18 protein-coding genes are annotated in these 17,087 nt (G+C 42.8%); 17 read left to right on the top strand and 1 reads right to left on the bottom strand.

All coding sequences use genetic code 11. From position 1 onward, the window contains the following. The first annotated feature begins 2 nt into the window (after positions 1-2). The 5 genes from FC24_RS01845 (at position 3) to recN (ending at position 4,285) form a co-directional block, all read left to right on the top strand. Positions 3-248, top strand: coding sequence for an exodeoxyribonuclease VII small subunit (locus FC24_RS01845; protein WP_057873174.1), 246 nt, complete (start codon positions 3-5; stop codon positions 246-248). Next, positions 241-1,119, top strand: a complete 879-nt coding sequence (locus FC24_RS01840; protein WP_057873173.1) for a polyprenyl synthetase family protein — start codon at positions 241-243, stop codon at positions 1,117-1,119. The genes FC24_RS01845 and FC24_RS01840 overlap by 8 nt, the downstream gene beginning before the upstream one ends. Before the next feature lie 18 nt (positions 1,120-1,137). After that, on the top strand, positions 1,138-1,965 hold the full coding sequence (locus tag FC24_RS01835; RefSeq protein ID WP_057873172.1) for a TlyA family RNA methyltransferase: 828 nt from the start codon (positions 1,138-1,140) through the stop codon (positions 1,963-1,965). Between the two features lie 93 nt (positions 1,966-2,058). Continuing rightward, positions 2,059-2,514: an arginine repressor gene (argR, locus tag FC24_RS01830; protein WP_057873171.1), complete on the top strand. Its 456-nt coding sequence runs from the start codon at positions 2,059-2,061 to the stop codon at positions 2,512-2,514. A gap of 55 nt (positions 2,515-2,569) precedes the next feature. Then, positions 2,570-4,285 (top strand): DNA repair protein RecN, encoded by a 1,716-nt coding sequence (gene recN, locus FC24_RS01825; protein WP_057873170.1) that lies wholly within the window; start codon positions 2,570-2,572, stop codon positions 4,283-4,285. A 194-nt stretch (positions 4,286-4,479) separates the two neighbouring features. Here the strand turns inward: recN and FC24_RS01820 are convergent, their stop codons facing one another. Continuing rightward, positions 4,480-4,845, bottom strand: a complete 366-nt coding sequence (locus tag FC24_RS01820) for a hypothetical protein (RefSeq protein WP_057873169.1) — start codon at positions 4,843-4,845, stop codon at positions 4,480-4,482. A gap of 170 nt (positions 4,846-5,015) precedes the next feature. Between FC24_RS01820 and FC24_RS01815 the strand changes: the two genes are divergently transcribed. The 12 genes from FC24_RS01815 to FC24_RS01760 all read left to right on the top strand — a co-directional run bounded on the left by FC24_RS01815 (position 5,016) and on the right by FC24_RS01760 (position 17,031). After that, complete coding sequence (locus tag FC24_RS01815) at positions 5,016-5,243, top strand: YdbC family protein (RefSeq protein ID WP_057873168.1); 228 nt, start codon at positions 5,016-5,018, stop codon at positions 5,241-5,243. 69 nt (positions 5,244-5,312) lie between these two features. Then, positions 5,313-5,933 (top strand): guanylate kinase, encoded by a 621-nt coding sequence (gmk, locus tag FC24_RS01810; protein WP_057873167.1) that lies wholly within the window; start codon positions 5,313-5,315, stop codon positions 5,931-5,933. Continuing rightward, a complete protein-coding gene (rpoZ, locus tag FC24_RS01805) occupies positions 5,930-6,193 on the top strand; it encodes a DNA-directed RNA polymerase subunit omega (protein WP_057873166.1) in 264 nt (87 codons plus the stop codon). Before gmk ends, rpoZ begins: the two co-directional genes overlap by 4 nt. A gap of 143 nt (positions 6,194-6,336) precedes the next feature. Further along, positions 6,337-7,542, top strand: a complete 1,206-nt coding sequence (gene coaBC, locus FC24_RS01800) for a bifunctional phosphopantothenoylcysteine decarboxylase/phosphopantothenate--cysteine ligase CoaBC (protein ID WP_057873165.1) — start codon at positions 6,337-6,339, stop codon at positions 7,540-7,542. 20 nt (positions 7,543-7,562) lie between these two features. After that, positions 7,563-9,974: a primosomal protein N' gene (gene priA / locus FC24_RS01795; protein WP_057873164.1), complete on the top strand. Its 2,412-nt coding sequence runs from the start codon at positions 7,563-7,565 to the stop codon at positions 9,972-9,974. 40 nt (positions 9,975-10,014) lie between these two features. Beyond that, complete coding sequence (fmt, locus tag FC24_RS01790; RefSeq protein ID WP_057873163.1) at positions 10,015-10,962, top strand: methionyl-tRNA formyltransferase; 948 nt, start codon at positions 10,015-10,017, stop codon at positions 10,960-10,962. After that, entirely contained in the window at positions 10,952-12,301 is a 1,350-nt protein-coding gene (gene rsmB, locus FC24_RS01785; RefSeq protein WP_083485599.1) for a 16S rRNA (cytosine(967)-C(5))-methyltransferase RsmB, read from the top strand. The genes fmt and rsmB overlap by 11 nt, the downstream gene beginning before the upstream one ends. 5 nt (positions 12,302-12,306) lie before the next feature. Then, entirely contained in the window at positions 12,307-13,053 is a 747-nt protein-coding gene (locus FC24_RS01780) for a Stp1/IreP family PP2C-type Ser/Thr phosphatase (protein ID WP_057873161.1), read from the top strand. Then, a complete protein-coding gene (gene pknB / locus FC24_RS01775; RefSeq protein WP_057873160.1) occupies positions 13,050-14,807 on the top strand; it encodes a Stk1 family PASTA domain-containing Ser/Thr kinase in 1,758 nt (585 codons plus the stop codon). The genes FC24_RS01780 and pknB overlap by 4 nt, the downstream gene beginning before the upstream one ends. Positions 14,808-14,823: 16 nt before the next feature. Then, positions 14,824-15,732, top strand: coding sequence for a ribosome small subunit-dependent GTPase A (gene rsgA, locus FC24_RS01770; RefSeq protein ID WP_057873159.1), 909 nt, complete (start codon positions 14,824-14,826; stop codon positions 15,730-15,732). After that, the gene (rpe, locus tag FC24_RS01765) at positions 15,732-16,394 is read left to right on the top strand and encodes a ribulose-phosphate 3-epimerase (RefSeq protein WP_083485598.1); all 663 of its coding nucleotides are present in this window, start codon (positions 15,732-15,734) and stop codon (positions 16,392-16,394) included. The genes rsgA and rpe overlap by 1 nt, the downstream gene beginning before the upstream one ends. Next, on the top strand, positions 16,387-17,031 hold the full coding sequence (locus FC24_RS01760) for a thiamine diphosphokinase (RefSeq protein WP_057873157.1): 645 nt from the start codon (positions 16,387-16,389) through the stop codon (positions 17,029-17,031). Before rpe ends, FC24_RS01760 begins: the two co-directional genes overlap by 8 nt. The last annotated feature ends 56 nt before the right edge of the window (positions 17,032-17,087 follow it).

Raw genomic sequence — 17,087 nt, 5'->3', positions numbered from 1 at the left:
GGATGGCAGAACCAAGCTTTGAAGATAATTTAAATGCACTAAATACGATCGTAACGAACTTAGAACAAGGAGATATTCCCTTAGAGCAAGCCCTAACCGAATTTCAAAAGGGTGTGAAACTCAGTAAAACACTACAAGATACTTTAACGCATGCTGAAAAAACCTTAACTAAGATGATGGCAGAAAATGGGACGGAAGCGCCATTTGAAGAGGCTAAAAAAGATGAAGGAACTGAGCAAAATGACTGATTTAGCCGAATTTAAAAAACAAATGTTGCCAGCGTTAAATGAGTTATTGCGCCTTAAAATCAACCACGACGTCTCTGCGCCGACACTGCAGGCAGCGATGCGTTATTCTGTCATGGCTGGTGGCAAGCGGATCCGGCCGTTATTGATGTTAGCAGTTGTTCAAACGTTTCATGCGGATCGCTTACCGCAAAGTTTGCAAGCTGCTGCTGCGATTGAATTGGCACACACTTATTCGCTAATTCATGACGATTTGCCAGCGATGGATAATGATGATCTGCGGCGGGGGCAACCCACGAACCATAAAAAATTTGGCGAGGCAATGGCAATTTTAGCAGGAGATGGCTTACAGGCCTTGGCTTTCCAGTGGTTGAGCAATAGTCAATTTTCAGCTGGTATTACGGTTGAATTGGTGCAACAATTATCTTCAGCCGTTGGTCCAAGTAACATGGTGGCGGGACAAGTTGCTGACATGGAAGGCGAAAAGAAGCAATTAGATTTAACCGCCCTTAAAGCATTACATCGGCAAAAAACTGGCGCTTTACTCAAAGCGAGTATTTTAATGGGGGCAACTGTTAGTGAAGTGAACACGCAACGCCAACAAGCTTTAACGAATTATGCTGATCATCTGGGACTGGCCTTTCAAATTCGTGATGATTTGTTGGATGTTACTAGTACCGCTGCAGAGTTAGGCAAGCCGGTGCATCAAGATCAGGCGGCAAATAAAAATACTTATCCTGCTTTATTAGGGTTGGCGGGTACGAAAAAAGCATTGGCGACAGAACTTGTCGCGGCAAAACAGGCGCTAACACCCTTAGTTGCCTCAAGCGATGTTAGCTTATTAATGGCATTTTTAACTGAATTAGCGGTTTAATGGAGGCAAATGGTGAGCATGAAGAAAGAACGAATTGATGTATTGTTGCAGCAGCAAGGCTTTTTTGATTCTCGGGAGCAAGCTAAACGCGCGGTAATGGCCGGAGAAGTTTATGATGAAAACGATCAGCGTTATGATAAACCGGGCAGTAAGATTCCCGGTGATACAACTTTACATTTAAAAGGTAAACATATGCCGTATGTGAGCCGTGGTGGTTTGAAATTAGCTAAAGCAATGAAAGTCTTTGCATTAGATGTTAAAGGAAAAAATGTTTTGGACATTGGTTCCTCAACAGGTGGTTTTACTGATGTCATGTTGCAAAATGGTGCAGCGCATAGCTACGCATTAGATGTTGGGACCAACCAATTAGTTTGGAAATTACGAGAAGATCCGCGTGTGACGGTGATGGAGCAAACTAATTTCCGTTACAGTCAATTAGCTGATTTCACTTATGGGCAGCCTGAATTTGCGACCATCGATGTTTCGTTTATTTCACTACGTTTGATTTTACCTAATTTGGCGACGATTTTGAAACCTGGTGGTACTGTGGTTGCGTTAATTAAACCACAATTTGAAGCTGGGCCAGAATACGTTGGTAAAGGCGGTATTGTGCGCGATCCACAAGTTCACCGGGCAGTTTTAGAACGAATTTTAAATTTCGCACTAGCTCATCATTATGATGTATTAAATTTAGATTATTCACCGATTAAAGGCGGTACTGGTAACATTGAATTCATTACGCAGTTAAGGTTGACTAATGCGGTTAAACCACAAGCAGCAGCTTCAGTGTCAATTGATAAAACGTTACAAGCGGCTTATCAGGGTTTAAATAACGCGACTAAGTAATACTATTTGCCTTGCTGGCGGTGAGATAACGCTTTAATTTTAACCCTTAATAAGCTATGATTAAAGTTAGACTAGGGAAAGCAAGGTGATGGTATGCGTAAATCTGAACGACAGCGTTTGATTCGACAACTGCTAAAAGCTCACGACATTCAAAAACAAGAGGAATTTGTGACTTTGTTGGCGGCAGCTGGCGTTAAAGTGACGCAGGCAACAGTTTCAAGGGACATTAAGGAAATGCAGTTGGTTAAAGTGCCATCATCTAATGGCGGTTACCGCTATAGTTTGCCCTCTAAACAACGAGTTGATACAAAGAAAAAATTGCAGCGTGTGTTGGCAGATGCTTATGTCTCCATGGCTGTACAAGATTATTTTATTGTTTTAAAAGCATTGCCTGGCAATGCCGCGGCAATCGCAACATTGATTGATCAAATTAATTTTGCTGATGTTTTCGGCACTATTGGTGGAGATGATACGGTGTTAATCATTGCTAAAACACCTGCGGCAGCACAGGATTTATACCAGATATTGTTGAACTTGCTTAATGGATAAGCAGGTTCTTTGTTTTCAAGTGTTCCTTTTGCGTTTCAATTAGAGGAGGATTCTTGTGCTTCAGGAGTTAGATATTCGTGATTTTGCCATTATTGAAAAACTAAACATTGCGTTTCAAACTGGCATGACGGTTTTAACAGGTGAGACGGGTGCAGGTAAATCAATTATCATTGATGCAGTCGGTGTTTTGGCAGGTGGGCGTGGCTCACAAGATTTCATTCGTAAAGGTGCAAATAAAGCGCGCTTACAGGGGCTTTTTCATTTGCCTGCGCAAAATAACACGTTTACTGCACTAGACAAATATGGCATTGATCACCCGGATAATGATGTTTTATTGCAACGGGATCTTTATCGGAGTGGACGCAATATTTGTCGGGTGAATGGCCAACTAGTTAACACTACGACTTTGAAAGAAATTGGAGAAACCTTAGTGGACATTCATGGTCAAAATGAACACCAAGAATTGATGCATCCTGAAAAGCATTTAGCGTTGTTAGATGAGTTTGATCAAGCTAAAATTGCCCCTAAACTTGCTGCTTATCAGCGAGCTTATAAAAAATACCAACACCTGCACAATCTTTATCAAGATCATAAAGCCCACGCAAAGGAATGGGCCCAGCGCTTGGATATGCTCCGTTTTCAAGTGGATGAAATTAATGCAGCCCAACTAAAGCCAGATGAAGAAGCTAATTTAGAAAGTGAGCGTCAGCGGTTAACTAATTTTCAGCGCATTACAACAGCGTTAAATACCAGTTATGCTGCTATTGCTGGCGATGAAGCCGGAACTATGGACCATTTAGGAACGGCAATGACGGAATTACAGCAAATTGCCAGCTTAGATCCCGCTTATCAACAATTGGCCGATAGCGTGCAAAATGCTTACTATACCTTACAAGATACTGGTTCCGATATTTTGCGCCAAGCAGATTTAATGGAGTGGGATGAAGGTCGGCTAAATGAAATTGAAAATCGTCTCGAAGCTATTCGGCAATTAAAGCGTAAATATGGCGATAGCATTCCGCAGATTCTGAGTTACTATGACAACATTAAACAAGAACTAGAAAAAATGGAAGCTACAGAAAATAATAGTGATCAGTTAACGACACAAGTAAAAGCTGCTAAAAGTAAATTGTTAACGTTAGGGAAACAGCTTTCTCAACGACGGCAACAAAGCGCTAAAAAGTTAAGCCAAGCCATTCACCAGCAGCTTGCGGCTTTGTACATGGCAAAAACTGTTTTTTCGGTTCGTTTTAAGGAACAAGGATCGATTCATTTTTACCCTACTGGATTAGATGATGTTGAATTTTATGTACAGACTAATCCAGGAGAGGCAGCTGGTCCACTGGCAAAAATTGCCTCTGGTGGTGAATTATCGCGAATGATGCTGGCATTAAAGACGATTTTTACGCGTAGCCAAGGGATTACCAGCATTATTTTTGATGAAGTAGACACTGGTGTCAGTGGTCGTGTTGCGCAAGCAATTGCGGACAAGATTTCTGGTATTGCGCGTTTTTCACAGGTATTGTGCATCACACATTTACCGCAAGTTGCAGCAATGAGCGATCAGCATTTCTTCATTCGCAAACAGATTAGTAAGCAGCGGACTAAAACGACTTTAGTGCATTTAAAAGCTGCACAACGGGTAGATGAATTAGCGCGAATGCTTGCTGGGACAGCGGTCACTAAATTAACGCGTGAACACGCGCAAGAACTTTTACAGTTGGCAAATCAAGAAAAACGGCAACTACAGACCGATCAGGCAACTAGCTAAACCAAGAAGTTTAAATAAAAAAAGCCGGTTAACTACAATTAAGTGTTAACCGACTTTTTAGGTGATTTAAAATTAATTTTAGGTGGCGTTACAGTAAATTAAATGACCATTAATTGCCCGTATAAGTCATAGTGATTTAAAAGGGGAAGTTAAGTTAATCAATCTAGGATTATTTAACAACAATAGCACGCTGTTTAACTGCCACTTTTGGCTAAAGTAGCTGCAGGTTGTTGTAAAGCAATGTAGCGAATGGCATTAGCAGTTACTAAATGGAACAGTTTATGATTAGCTGCTTGAAAAATAATGGGCCCTGCTGCTTGTTGTTTAAACTTTCCGTTCAAAGCGTTTTGACCACCGTGATCAAAATCATTGAACTGAACTGTGACGGGTAATTGCTTGGCCAAAGCTTGCTTTAAAAAGTGATCAATTTGAAATTTAGGCATTTGTGGTAGTGCTTTAGTTGGTTTAGCTGCTGCCGGCGCCTCAAAATGAACGATTTTTTGATAGGAAGTCTGTAAACGTGTGCTAAATTGTTTTAAGCTTGCTTGATGAAGTGCCATGTTTTTACCTCCGAACATTTGTTTGTATATCCATTATACGAACAAGCGTTCTAAAATGCAATCATTTTTGACTAAATTTTTGTTTAGCCTGATTGGCTTTAGACGTCATTGCTAGGTTATGCTACACTGATTAGTATTCATGATAGTAATTTTAGCTAGGAGGGTGACACATGGCAGGTGCGTTACAATTTGAAATTGAAGAAACTGTCGGTGTGATTAGTACCAATAAGAGTGGCTGGAAACGAGAATTGAATTTAGTTAGTTGGAATGGTCGGCCAGCTAAATTTGATTTGCGGGATTGGGCACCAGACCACAGTAAGATGGGGAAGGGCTTGACGTTCACCAATGATGAGCTGGATCAGTTGCGCCAAATTCTCAATGAGATGCTCACTAACTAAACTTGAAAAATGTTTGCAAAGAGTGCAAAATAGAGGTTAAAATTAAACTTGTAGAAGGAGAATTAAACGATGACAACACGCGGTATGTTAATCGTTTTATCGGGGCCATCTGGGGTAGGAAAAGGAACGGTCCGTAAAGCAATGTTTCGTGATAAGAAACGGGACTTCGTTTATTCCATTTCAATGACCACGCGTAAGCCTCGTCCCGGTGAAGTTAACGGGGTGGATTATTATTTTTGTAGTAAAGCACAATTTGAACAGGAAATTGCTAATGGTGGTATGCTAGAGTACGCTCGTTACGTAGATAATTATTACGGAACACCATTAAAATACGTGAATCAGACTTTAGATGCTGGTAAAGATGTTTTTTTGGAAATTGAAGTCAACGGAGCGATGCAAGTACGGAAAAAATGTCCGGATGGTGTCTTTATTTTTTTAACCCCGCCTGACTTAAGTTCACTGAAAAAACGAATTACTGGCCGCGGTTCTGAAGACCAAAAGACCATCGATAAACGGATGCTTAAAGCAGTTGAAGAAATTAAAATGATGCGGCAATACGATTATGCCGTGGTTAATGATACCATCCGTAATGCTGTTCATCGCATTGAGCGAATTATTGAAAGTGAACATTTACGAGTTCCGCGTGTGATCACCCAGTATGAAAAAATGATAGGAGTGGTGAAAAAATGATTTTATACCCATCGATTGATAAATTATTGGATAAAGTCGATTCTCGTTATTCTTTGGCTGTTTTAGCAGCTAAACGGGCACATGAGTTGGAAGCTGGCGGCGTTAAAATGTTGCCAGAAAATGATTATGAATCTCCGAAACCAGTAGGTAAAGCCCTAGAAGAAATTGTTAAAGGCGATGTTGTAATCGATCCTGATTCACAAATGACTGAACATGAAGCGGAAGAAAAAGATCAAGAAGATAAACATGATGCAGAGTAGTTTACTTGTTTAACTTAGCTCAGTTTGGGCGGTTCGGGACAATTTGTTCCGGACGCTTTTTTTATTGACTGTTGTCAGACGCATTTTCTGCTACAATAACTATATTAGGTTAACTCATCGGGATACGGGGAGGATGATTTGCTTTGTTAACGGGCAAACACATTGCACTTTATGTCAGTGGCGGTATCGCAGCCTATAAAGCAGCGACGTTGGTACGCGAATTTATCCGGCAAAAAGCACAAGTACGTGTGGTTGAAACTGCAGGCGCACAAGCTTTTGTCACACCGCTGACTTTTCAAGTACTCAGCAAACATGAGGTTTACACTGATCGCTTTGCACAATTGGCACCTGATCAGGTGGCACACATTGAATTAGCAGATTGGACGGATGTGGCAGTGGTTGCACCAGCCACTGCCGATTTAATGGCAAAACTTGCAACGGGCATCGCAGATGACTTCGCTAGCACTGCATTATTAGCCACCACAGCCCCCAAATTTATTGCACCAGCGATGAACGTTCATATGTGGGAAAATCCAGCTACTCAGCGTAATCTGGCTGTTTTGAAACAAGATGGAATGCGGATTATTGATCCTGATACTGGCTTTTTAGCGGAAGGCTACCAAGGTAAAGGCCGTTTTCCAGCACCAGTTAAAATTGTTGCTGAAGTGGAAGCTGATTTAATTGCAGCAGATACAACGTTGCCATTACATGGGCAACAAGTGTTGGTCACTGCTGGTGGTACTCGGGAGCGCTTGGACCCAGTTCGTTATTTAACCAATGACTCCTCAGGTAAAATGGGCTATGCATTAGCGCTAGCAGCACGTAATTTAGGTGCACAAGTGACGTTGATCAGTACAGTCTCTCAATTACCAGTACCTGCTGGAATCACAGTTATTCACGTTGATTCAGCAGCTGCTATGCGTAATGCGTTATTAAAACGATTTGCGACAGCAGCTATGGTGATTATGGCTGCTGCGGTAGCTGATTTTCGTCCTGCCGCACCGGCTACCAATAAAATTAAAAAAACGGCAACAACTTACACTTTAGAACTAACTAAGAATCCGGATATTTTAGCAGAATTGGGCCAGCGCAAACAGCATCAATTTCTTATCGGCTTTGCCGCGGAAACACAGCACCTGTTAGCTTATGCCCAGCGAAAGTTAGCACAAAAACAGGTCGATATGATCGTTGCAAACGATGTTTCTAGCCCTCATGCTGGTTTTAATCGGGATACTAATGAAGTCACCGTTTTGCAACCAAATCAAGCACCACAGCCCCTAAAAGTGGCGCATAAAACAAAAATTGCGCAACAAATTTTGCAATTGGCAATTGCAGCGCAAACAGATTAATTGAAAAAGAGGCGATCGTCATGGCAAAGTTTGCACAAGTGATCGTTGATGTGCCAACGATGCAGACCAATCGGCCCTTTGACTATCAAATTCCAACATTGTGGCAGGCGCAATTAAAGCCTGGCATGCGCGTGGTGGTACCTTTTGGAAAGGGTAAACGCCGTGTTCAAGGCTTTGTTATTGCTATTAGTGATGAAGCAAGTTTTCAGGGTCAACTCAAGCCGATCATTCAAGTTTTAGATTTACAGCCTGTGTTAAATACAGAATTACTAGCGTTAGCTAAATGGCTGGCAACGCGGACGTTTGCCTTTCAAATCAGTTGTATGCAGACGATGCTGCCTAGTGTTATGAAAGCTAGTTATGTTAAGAAAGTTCAGTTAGTGGCTGGTGCACCGGCTGCTGCAAAGGCGTTATTTCATGGTCATAGCCAATTGGATGTGGCTGATTTAGGATCGGCAGAGTTAAAACAGGTGTTAGCATTGCAGCGACAGCATTTGGTCACTGTCTCTTATCAAGTTCATGATCGGGCTAAAGTTAAAACAGTTAAGGCCGTTCAACCTTTATGTTCTCAAGCAGCTTATGTCGCAATGGCTAAAAAAATTCCTGCTAACGCGAAACGCCAACACCAACTGCTAGATTTTTTAAGCCAGCATGCCACTGCTAAAAAGCCATTGCCATTACCACAGATTACAGCGGCAACTGGCTTAACTTTAACGCATATGCACACCGGGGAACAAAAGGGTTGGCTGAAGGTTGTGGCTTTAGAAACTTACCGTGATCCTTACGCAAAATTAGCGCAAGTACCACGCACGCAACCTTTAACTTTGACGGCTGAACAGCGGACTGCCGTGGCACAAATCACGGCTGCTAGTGAGCAACAACAAGCTAAAACTTTCTTAATTGAAGGCGTTACGGGCAGCGGAAAAACAGAAATTTATTTGCAAACTATTCAATCTGCTATCGCTGCAGGAAAAACCGCATTGATGCTAGTGCCAGAAATCGCCCTGACACCCCAGATGGTTACTCGGGTGAAAGGTCGTTTTGGTCAGCGAGTAGCAGTTTTACACAGTGGTTTGTCACAAGGGGAGCGCTATGATGAATGGCGCCGAATTGAACGCGGTGAAGCACAAGTAGTCGTCGGTGCTCGGTCAGCGGTCTTTGCTCCGTTGACGAAAATTGGGTTGATCGTGATGGATGAAGAGCATGAAACCAGTTATAAGCAAGATGATATGCCACGCTACCATGCGCGCGACGTGGCACTGTGGCGGGCACGTTATCATCATTGCCCTGTTGTGCTAGGTAGTGCGACGCCATCTCTAGAATCTCGTGCCCGGGCGCAAAAAGGCGTGTACCAATTAATCCGGTTAAAAAAACGTGCTAATCAGCAACCGTTACCCGAAGTGACCGTTGTGGATATGAAAAATGAATTGAAAAAAACCAAGGAAAGTAATTTTTCAAGTTTGATGCTCCAAGCATTACGTCAACGGTTAGTGCACAAGGAGCAAAGCGTTTTAATGCTTAACCGCCGTGGCTTTTCGTCATTTGTTATGTGTCGGGATTGCGGTTTTGTTTTAAAATGTCCTAATTGTGACATTTCGCTAACATTACACATGGATACTCACACCATGAAGTGCCATTATTGTGGGCACGAGGAGCCAATTCCGCAAATTTGTCCAAACTGTCACAGTCGTAAAATCCGTTATTATGGCACCGGTACGCAAAAAGTAGAGAGTGAATTGAAACAGTTATTGCCACAAGCCCGCGTATTGCGGATGGATGTCGATACTACCCGGCGTAAAGGTGCTTATGGTAAAATTTTACATCAATTTGGCCAGCGACAAGCGGACATTTTATTAGGTACACAGATGATTGCTAAAGGATTAGATTTTCCTGAAGTGACGTTAGTAGGTGTGCTTAATGCAGACACTGCGTTGGGGCTGCCTGACTTTCGTGCTAGCGAACGGACTTTTCAATTGTTGACCCAGGTCAGTGGACGTGCTGGCCGGGCAGCTAAAAAAGGGGAAGTCATCATTCAGACTTATAATCCGGAACACTATGCCATTCGTTTAGCCCGGCACCATGACTATGAAGGCTTTTATAAGCGAGAAATGACTTTGCGCCATCAGGGCGGTTATCCACCTTATTATTTTACAATTTTGCTAACCGCCAGCCATCCAGAAGAAAATGAAGCAGCAAAAAAGATTTTTCAATTAATGAACCAGATAAAGCCAGCGTTATCCCCACAGGCAATTTTGCTAGGGCCGACTCCCCGTGCAATTGCCCGGGTAAATCGGCGCTACTATTACCAAATGGTGATTAAATACAAGCGCGAACCTAAGCTTGAATCGGTTTTAGCGCAGATTATGCAAGAAAATCAAGCACGTAATGGCATTCAGATTGCCATTGACCGCGAGCCGTTGAGTTTTATTTAAGTAAAAGGGCTATGCCCTGATCGTTAAGGAGGAATGCCGATTGACTTCAATCGTTTTTATGGGCACACCCCAATTTTCCGCGCCCATTTTAGAAAGTCTCATTCAAACAGGGTACCAAGTGTTGGCAGTAGTTACCCAACCCGATCGTCCGGTAGGGCGTAAACGGGTGATGACACCTTCACCAGTTAAAAAAGTTGCATTGGCCCATGATTTGCCAGTTTTGCAACCGGAAAAATTAAGTGGTAGTCCAGAAGCACAAAAAATTATTGCACTTGCGCCTGATTTAATTATTACCGCTGCGTTTGGACAGTTCTTGCCACAGAAAATTTTAGCAGCACCTAAAGTTGCCGCTTTAAACGTCCATGCTTCTTTATTACCTAAATATCGTGGCGGTGCGCCAATTCAATACGCGTTACTCAATGGTGAAGCCAAAACGGGTGTCACTATCATGAAAATGGTGATGAAAATGGATGCTGGTGCTATTTTACGGCAGCAAGCAGTACCGATTTTAGCCGATGACGATAATGGCACCTTATTTGCTAAATTAAGTCAAGTGGGTGAAAAATTGTTATTGGAGACATTGCCTGATTTCCTAGCTGGCAAGATTCAGCCACAAGTTCAAGACGAACAGCAGGTGACTTTTGCGCCAACAATCAAGCCAGGACAGGAACAATTAACGCTAACCTTAACTGCGCGTGAGATGGACTGTAAAATTCGCGCATTGCGGCCACAGCCTGGTGCTTATGTCAAAATGGCTGGTCGGCGGACCAAAATTTGGCGGGCAACACCTAGCGCTGAAACGACTACTTTGGCAGCTGGCCAAGTAGCTGTCATTACTAAGCACCGTTTAGGGATCGCTGCTGGTGACCAGAAGATTTTGTATCTAGAAGAATTACAACCTGCGGGCAAAGCAAAAATGACCACTACTGCCTTTTTAAATGGCCAAGGGCAAGGGATTAAGAAAGGACAACAGCTCATTGAAAACTAAACGCCAGTATTCGCCACGTTATTTAGCAGTTAATTTATTGCACCGTGTGGCTACAGCAGGCAGTTATGCCAATATTGCTTTGGATCAACTAATTGCACAAACCGCCTTGACTGGTCGGGACACCGCCTTATTAACTAATCTGGTTTATGGCGTCATTCAGCGCCAGTTGACACTGGATTTTTACTTACAGCCCTTTATTAAAAAGCCTAACCGCCTGCAAGATTGGGTAAAACAAGATTTGTGGGTAGCAGTGTACCAAATGGTCTATTTGACTAAAATACCTGATCGGGCGATTTTTTATGAAGCTGCCGAGATTGCAAAAGCTAAAAATCGTGGGGCAGCTGGCTTTGTCACAGCAGTCTTACACCAAATACAACGTCAAGGGCTACCTGATTTAAATAAGATTAAATCCCCTTTGCAGCGTTTAAGTGTAAGTGCTAGCGTTCCCCAGTGGTTAGTTGAAAAATTAATAGATCAATTAGGCCAGGTTAAAACAAGTGCCATCTTAAAGACTATTAATCAACCGCCAGCTGCTTCTTTACGGGTTAATACTGCAGTTACCTCGGTGGAAAAAGTGCAAACTCAGCTTGCAGCATTAGATTTGCCGACCAAGGTTAGTGCGTTATCATCAGTAGGTTTAGTCCGTCAAGGTGGCTTTTTAGCTGGGACTTCGTTATTTAAAGAGGGTGCCTATACTTTACAAGACGAAAGCTCAATGTTAGTGGCAAGTAGCATGCGTTTACAACCACACCACCAAGTTTTAGATGTCTGTGCTGCGCCAGGTGGTAAAACAACACACATTGCTGCATTGCTTTCAAAAGCGGCAGGCGGACACGTCACAGCATTTGATCTTTACCCCCATAAAATTAAATTGCTGCAACAAAACGCACGACGGTTGCAAGTTGCGGATTTAATTTCTGCTCATGTTGGTGATGCGCGGCATTTAGATTCTGTTGTGCCAGATCAGCATTTTGATCGTGTTTTGGTGGATGCGCCGTGTTCAGGTTTGGGTTTAATGCGGCGTAAACCAGAGATTAAATATGCACGGCAACCAGCAGATTTAATGAATTTACAACAATTGCAGCTGGAAATTATCAATCAAGCTGCTTTGAAAGTAAAACCAGGTGGCATTTTGACTTACAGTACGTGTACAATTGTTAATGAAGAAAATCAAGCTGTAATTGCACAATTTTTGCAGCAACATCCTGAATTCACACCATTACCAGTGCAGACTGATCACCCCCTGAAGGTTGCAACAACACCTTACTTAAAGTTGTATCCGGATGATTACGGGACGGATGGTTTCTTCATTTGTAATTTGAAACGGAAATCGAGGTAGAAAAAATGAAATTCGCTTACCGCACGGATATTGGCCGCCGGCGGCCAAACAACGAAGACTATGTAAGCGTCTATCAAAATATGGCTGGCGTTCAATTTGCGATTGTGGCAGATGGCATGGGGGGTCACCTTGGTGGTGATGTGGCCTCTGCCATGGCCGTTTTACATATTGGCCATGATTTTGAGCAGACGCACTTTAATAAAGTCGAACCCATTATTTCTTGGCTAGTAGCAGAACTACAAAAAGAAAACGAACATATTTTGGATAAATCGCAACGTTATCCAGATTTATCCGGGATGGGAACGACTTTTGTGGCGGCGATTTACTTCAAAAATGAATTTATCATTTCAAATATTGGTGACAGCCGGGCTTACCTGTACCGCCAAAACCAACTGACACAATTGACAGAAGACCACTCATTAGTTAACGAACTGGTCAAACGCGGCCAGTTAAGTGCTGAAGCAGCTAAACACCACCCTAAGAAAAATATTATTACCAGAACATTAGGGGTATCGGGACAGGCGGATGCTGATGTGGTTGTTCGCCGTTCGCAGCATGGTGACTACATTTTATTGTGTTCCGATGGTTTAACCAATATGGTAACCGATGAGCAGATCCGTTCCATTTTAGCTAGTCCGAAAAGTTTAGCTAAAAAGTGTCAGGCTTTAGTAGATCAGGCTAATGCTGCTGGTGGTAAGGATAACATTACTGCTTTATTATTGTATGAAGATCGTGGAGGCGGCCAGTCATGATGGAGGCAGGGTATAAATTAGATGGCCGCTACCGGATTATTCGTTCAATTGGCGAAGGCGGTATGGCTAATGTTTATTTAGCGCAAGACTTAATTTTAAATCGCGAAGTGGCGATTAAAGTCTTACGATTAGATTTACAAAATGATCCAGATACCATTCGGCGTTTTCGGCGTGAAGAATTGGCGGCAACAGAGTTAGTGCACCCTAACATTGTGGTTGTTTATGATGTCGGGGAAGACAACGGCTTGCAATACATTGTGATGGAGTATGTTTCTGGAACTGATTTAAAGCGGTATATCGCTGATCATTACCCGATCCCTTACGCCGAAGTGGTTCGAATGATGATGGAAGTTTTGGCAGCAGTTCAACAAGCACACGCACATGGGATTATTCACCGGGATTTAAAACCGCAAAACATTCTAGTTGATCCCTCTGGTCATTTAAAAATTACAGATTTTGGCATTGCAGTTGCGTTATCAGAAAATTCAATTACGCAAACTAACTCAATGTTAGGCTCAGTTCACTATTTGTCTCCAGAACAGGCGCGTGGCAGTGTGGCCACTAAACAATCAGATATTTATTCTTTAGGGATTATTTTATACGAAATGTTGACTGGAAAGGTGCCATTTGAAGGGGAGACGGCTGTCAGCATCGCTTTAAAGCATTTTCAAAGTGAGATCCCTTCAGTCCGGCACATTGACCCGAATATTCCGCAAGCCTTGGAAAACGTTGTATTACGTGCAACTGCAAAGGAGCCTAGCGAGCGTTATCAATCCGTTGCAGCGATGACTGATGATTTAAAAACGGCACTATCGCCATTACGTGCTAATGAGCCCAAATTCAAATCAAAAATTGCGGACGAAGCGACTAAGGTAATTCCAAAACTAAAGCCAGAGCAATATACGGATACCAGCAGTGCAGCACCCGCTTCGGCAGCTGTTCGTCCGGCATCAGCTGCGACAAATGTAACTAAGACAGCGCCAGCAACGCACACTGGCGATCAAACTGCTAGTCTGCAAAAACCGCGACGGCGAGTTCGTTCTCGGTTACGGTTTTCTGCGTTATTTTTGTTAATTGTGTTTTTGTTAGTCGGTGGCGGCTTTTTTGTTGCGAGACAGCTTTTACCGGTAACCGTGCCCAATGTCCGTGGCATGACGCAGCGGCAAGCAGAGAATGCCTTGATTGATGCTAATTTAAAAGTGGGTGCTGCAACGAAAAAGGCGGATGAAGAAGTTAAAGCCGGACGTGTTGTGCGATCCCAACCACAAGCTAAACAAAAAGTTAAGCGGCATTCTGTGGTTAAAATGCGCGTCAGTACTGGTAAAAAAGCCTATTTAGTTAAAGATTACACTGGCCGTTACTACCGATCAGTGGCAAATCAATTACGCCAAGCAGGATTTAAAGTTAAGAAACGCCGTGCAATTTCTCACACTTTAGGTGCTGGTGAAATCATGGCACAAAATTTGGATGCAGGTGAACGGGTGCATCCTAAAGGTAAAAAAATAATCTTAACTGTTAGTGTCGGTGCAAATGGTTTTAACTTACGTGACATGACTAATTGGCCACAATCTAGTGTGGAAGAGTATGCCAATAGCATGGGCTTTAATTTAGATTTAAAGTATGATTATTCAGGTGCTGTTCAAACAGGAACGGTGATGAAGCAGTCGCCCCATGCTGGGACAGCAGTGGCAAGAGACGCTAAGATTACCGTGACAATCTCGCGGGGAAATCGTGCAGGTGAAGCAGCAGATTAAATCAGGAGGTGCAAATTTGACAGTTATAACGGGTCAGATTCGTAAAGCGTTAAGTGGTTTTTATTACGTTTACGCTGACCAACAGACTTTTCAAACCCGGGGCCGCGGTAATTTTCGTAAACGTGGGCTGAAACCTTTGGTGGGGGATTACGTTGAGTTTGAAAGCAGTGATTTATCTGAAGGCTATTTATTAAAATTACTGCCGCGCAAAAATACGTTAGTGCGGCCACCGGTTGTGAATGTTGATCAAGCTGTGGTGGTCACTTCTTGTGTGGAACCAGATTTTTCGAGTAATTTATTAGATCGCTTTTTAATTACGTTAGCACAAAAAAAGATTCGACCGCTGATTTATTTTACTAAAACTGATTTATTAACAACCACTCAGTTCACTCATTTAAAAAAAGTGGCACAGGCCTATGCACAAATTGGCTACCCCGTATTTTTTAACGCTCAGCCGTTTGCCGCTGCACAAGTGCAGCAGTTAACTGGACATTTCAACCAACAATTAACTGTTTTCATGGGACAATCTGGTGTGGGAAAATCAACGTTACTCAACCACATTGACCCAGATTTGCAGTTAATAACAGCAGCGGTTTCCACTAGTCTAAGCCGGGGGAAGCACACAACACGCCATGTAGAATTATTACCGTTATTTGGTGGTTTAGTGGCGGACACGCCTGGTTTTTCTTCATTAGGTCTCACTGCATTTGAATTAACTGAACTGCCACAATTATTTCCTGAATTCGTTAAAGCTGCGGTAAATTGTCGTTTTCGGGCTTGCCAGCATGATCAAGAGCCTGGTTGTGCGGTGAAAGAATTGGTGGCAAGTGGTAAAATTATGACTAGTCGTTATCAAAATTATTTACAATTTCGTGCGGAAAGAAAAACCGCTAAACCTAGGTATACGAGAAAGCGAGGAAGATAATCATGAAGATTGCACCTTCAATTTTAAGTGCAGATTTTGCTAATTTAGCCCGTGACGTCCAGATTGTTGAAAAAGGTGGCGCGGATTATTTGCACATTGATATTATGGATGGTCAATTTGTTCCTAACATTACCTTTGGCCCTGGGATGGTCGCTGCTTTGCGCCCGGTTACTAAGTTAGTGTTGGATTGTCATTTGATGGTTACAGAACCAGAGCGTTTTGTGACGCAATTTGCACAAGCAGGTGCGGATATTTTAACTTTACATGTAGAAAGCACACCGCACATCCATCGGGCATTACAATTGGTTAAAGCAGCAGGCATCAAGGCCAGTGTGGTTTTAAATCCGGGGACACCTTTGGAACAAATCAAACCGGTATTACCTTTGGTCGATCAAGTTTTAGTAATGACTGTTAACCCAGGTTTTGGTGGCCAGAAATTTTTGCCAGCAATGTTGGGTAAAGTTAAACGGTTAGATCAGTTACGGCAAACCAATGATTATCATTTTGAAATTGAAGTTGATGGTGGTGTCAGTGATCAAACAGTGCAAAGCTGTGCACAAGCAGGCGCAGATGTTTTTGTCGCAGGTTCTTATGTTTATGGTGCCGCAGACCCTGCTAAACAAATTCAAACTCTGCGTAATTTAGCTGCTGTTCATGACTGAATTTAATTTATTAGTGGGCGGGCCAGTTTCCCGCTGGCCGCTTAATTTAGCAGAGCAAACGCAGGTACCGTGGATTGCGGCAGACCGGGGTGCGCTGCGTTTGTTGCGGATTGGAATTACACCGCAGTTAGCTGTTGGTGACTTTGATTCACTTTCAAAAGCTGAATTAGCGACTTTGCAAGCGCAGGTTAAAGATATTCGGTATGCTGTTGCAGATAAAGATGAAACGGATACGGAAATGGCGTTGCAGTTAGCATTAACCGAGTTTAAAGCGACCCGGGTGACTATTTTTGGCGCTACTGGCGGTCGCTTGGATCATTTCTTGGATAATCTATACATGTTGTTGCAACCGCGGTTTTTACCTTATTGTGAGCGTGTACGGTTAGTGGATCGGCAAAACAGTTTACGGTTATTTTTACCTGGCACCCATACAATCGTGAAGGAGCCGGATAAGCCTTACCTTGCGTTTGGTCCGTTAACGGCAGTAACCGGCTTGACATTGTACGATACAAAATATCATTTAACCCAGCGTAATGATGTGCACCCGATGATGTATGCTAGCAATGAATTTATAAAAAAAAGCGCCACTTTTAGCTTTAAAAGTGGTGTGGTTGCGGTGATTCAAAGTAAAGATTAATCGTTAATTGGCGATTAAAAAAGCAGTCAGGAAAGTTCCTGACTGCTTTTTTATTT

Source organism: Loigolactobacillus rennini DSM 20253 (assembly GCF_001436505.1).
In the GTDB taxonomy this organism is placed as follows: domain Bacteria; phylum Bacillota; class Bacilli; order Lactobacillales; family Lactobacillaceae; genus Loigolactobacillus; species Loigolactobacillus rennini.
The sequence above is the reverse complement of the archived record's forward strand: the minus strand, read 5'-3'. Positions and strand labels throughout refer to the sequence as shown.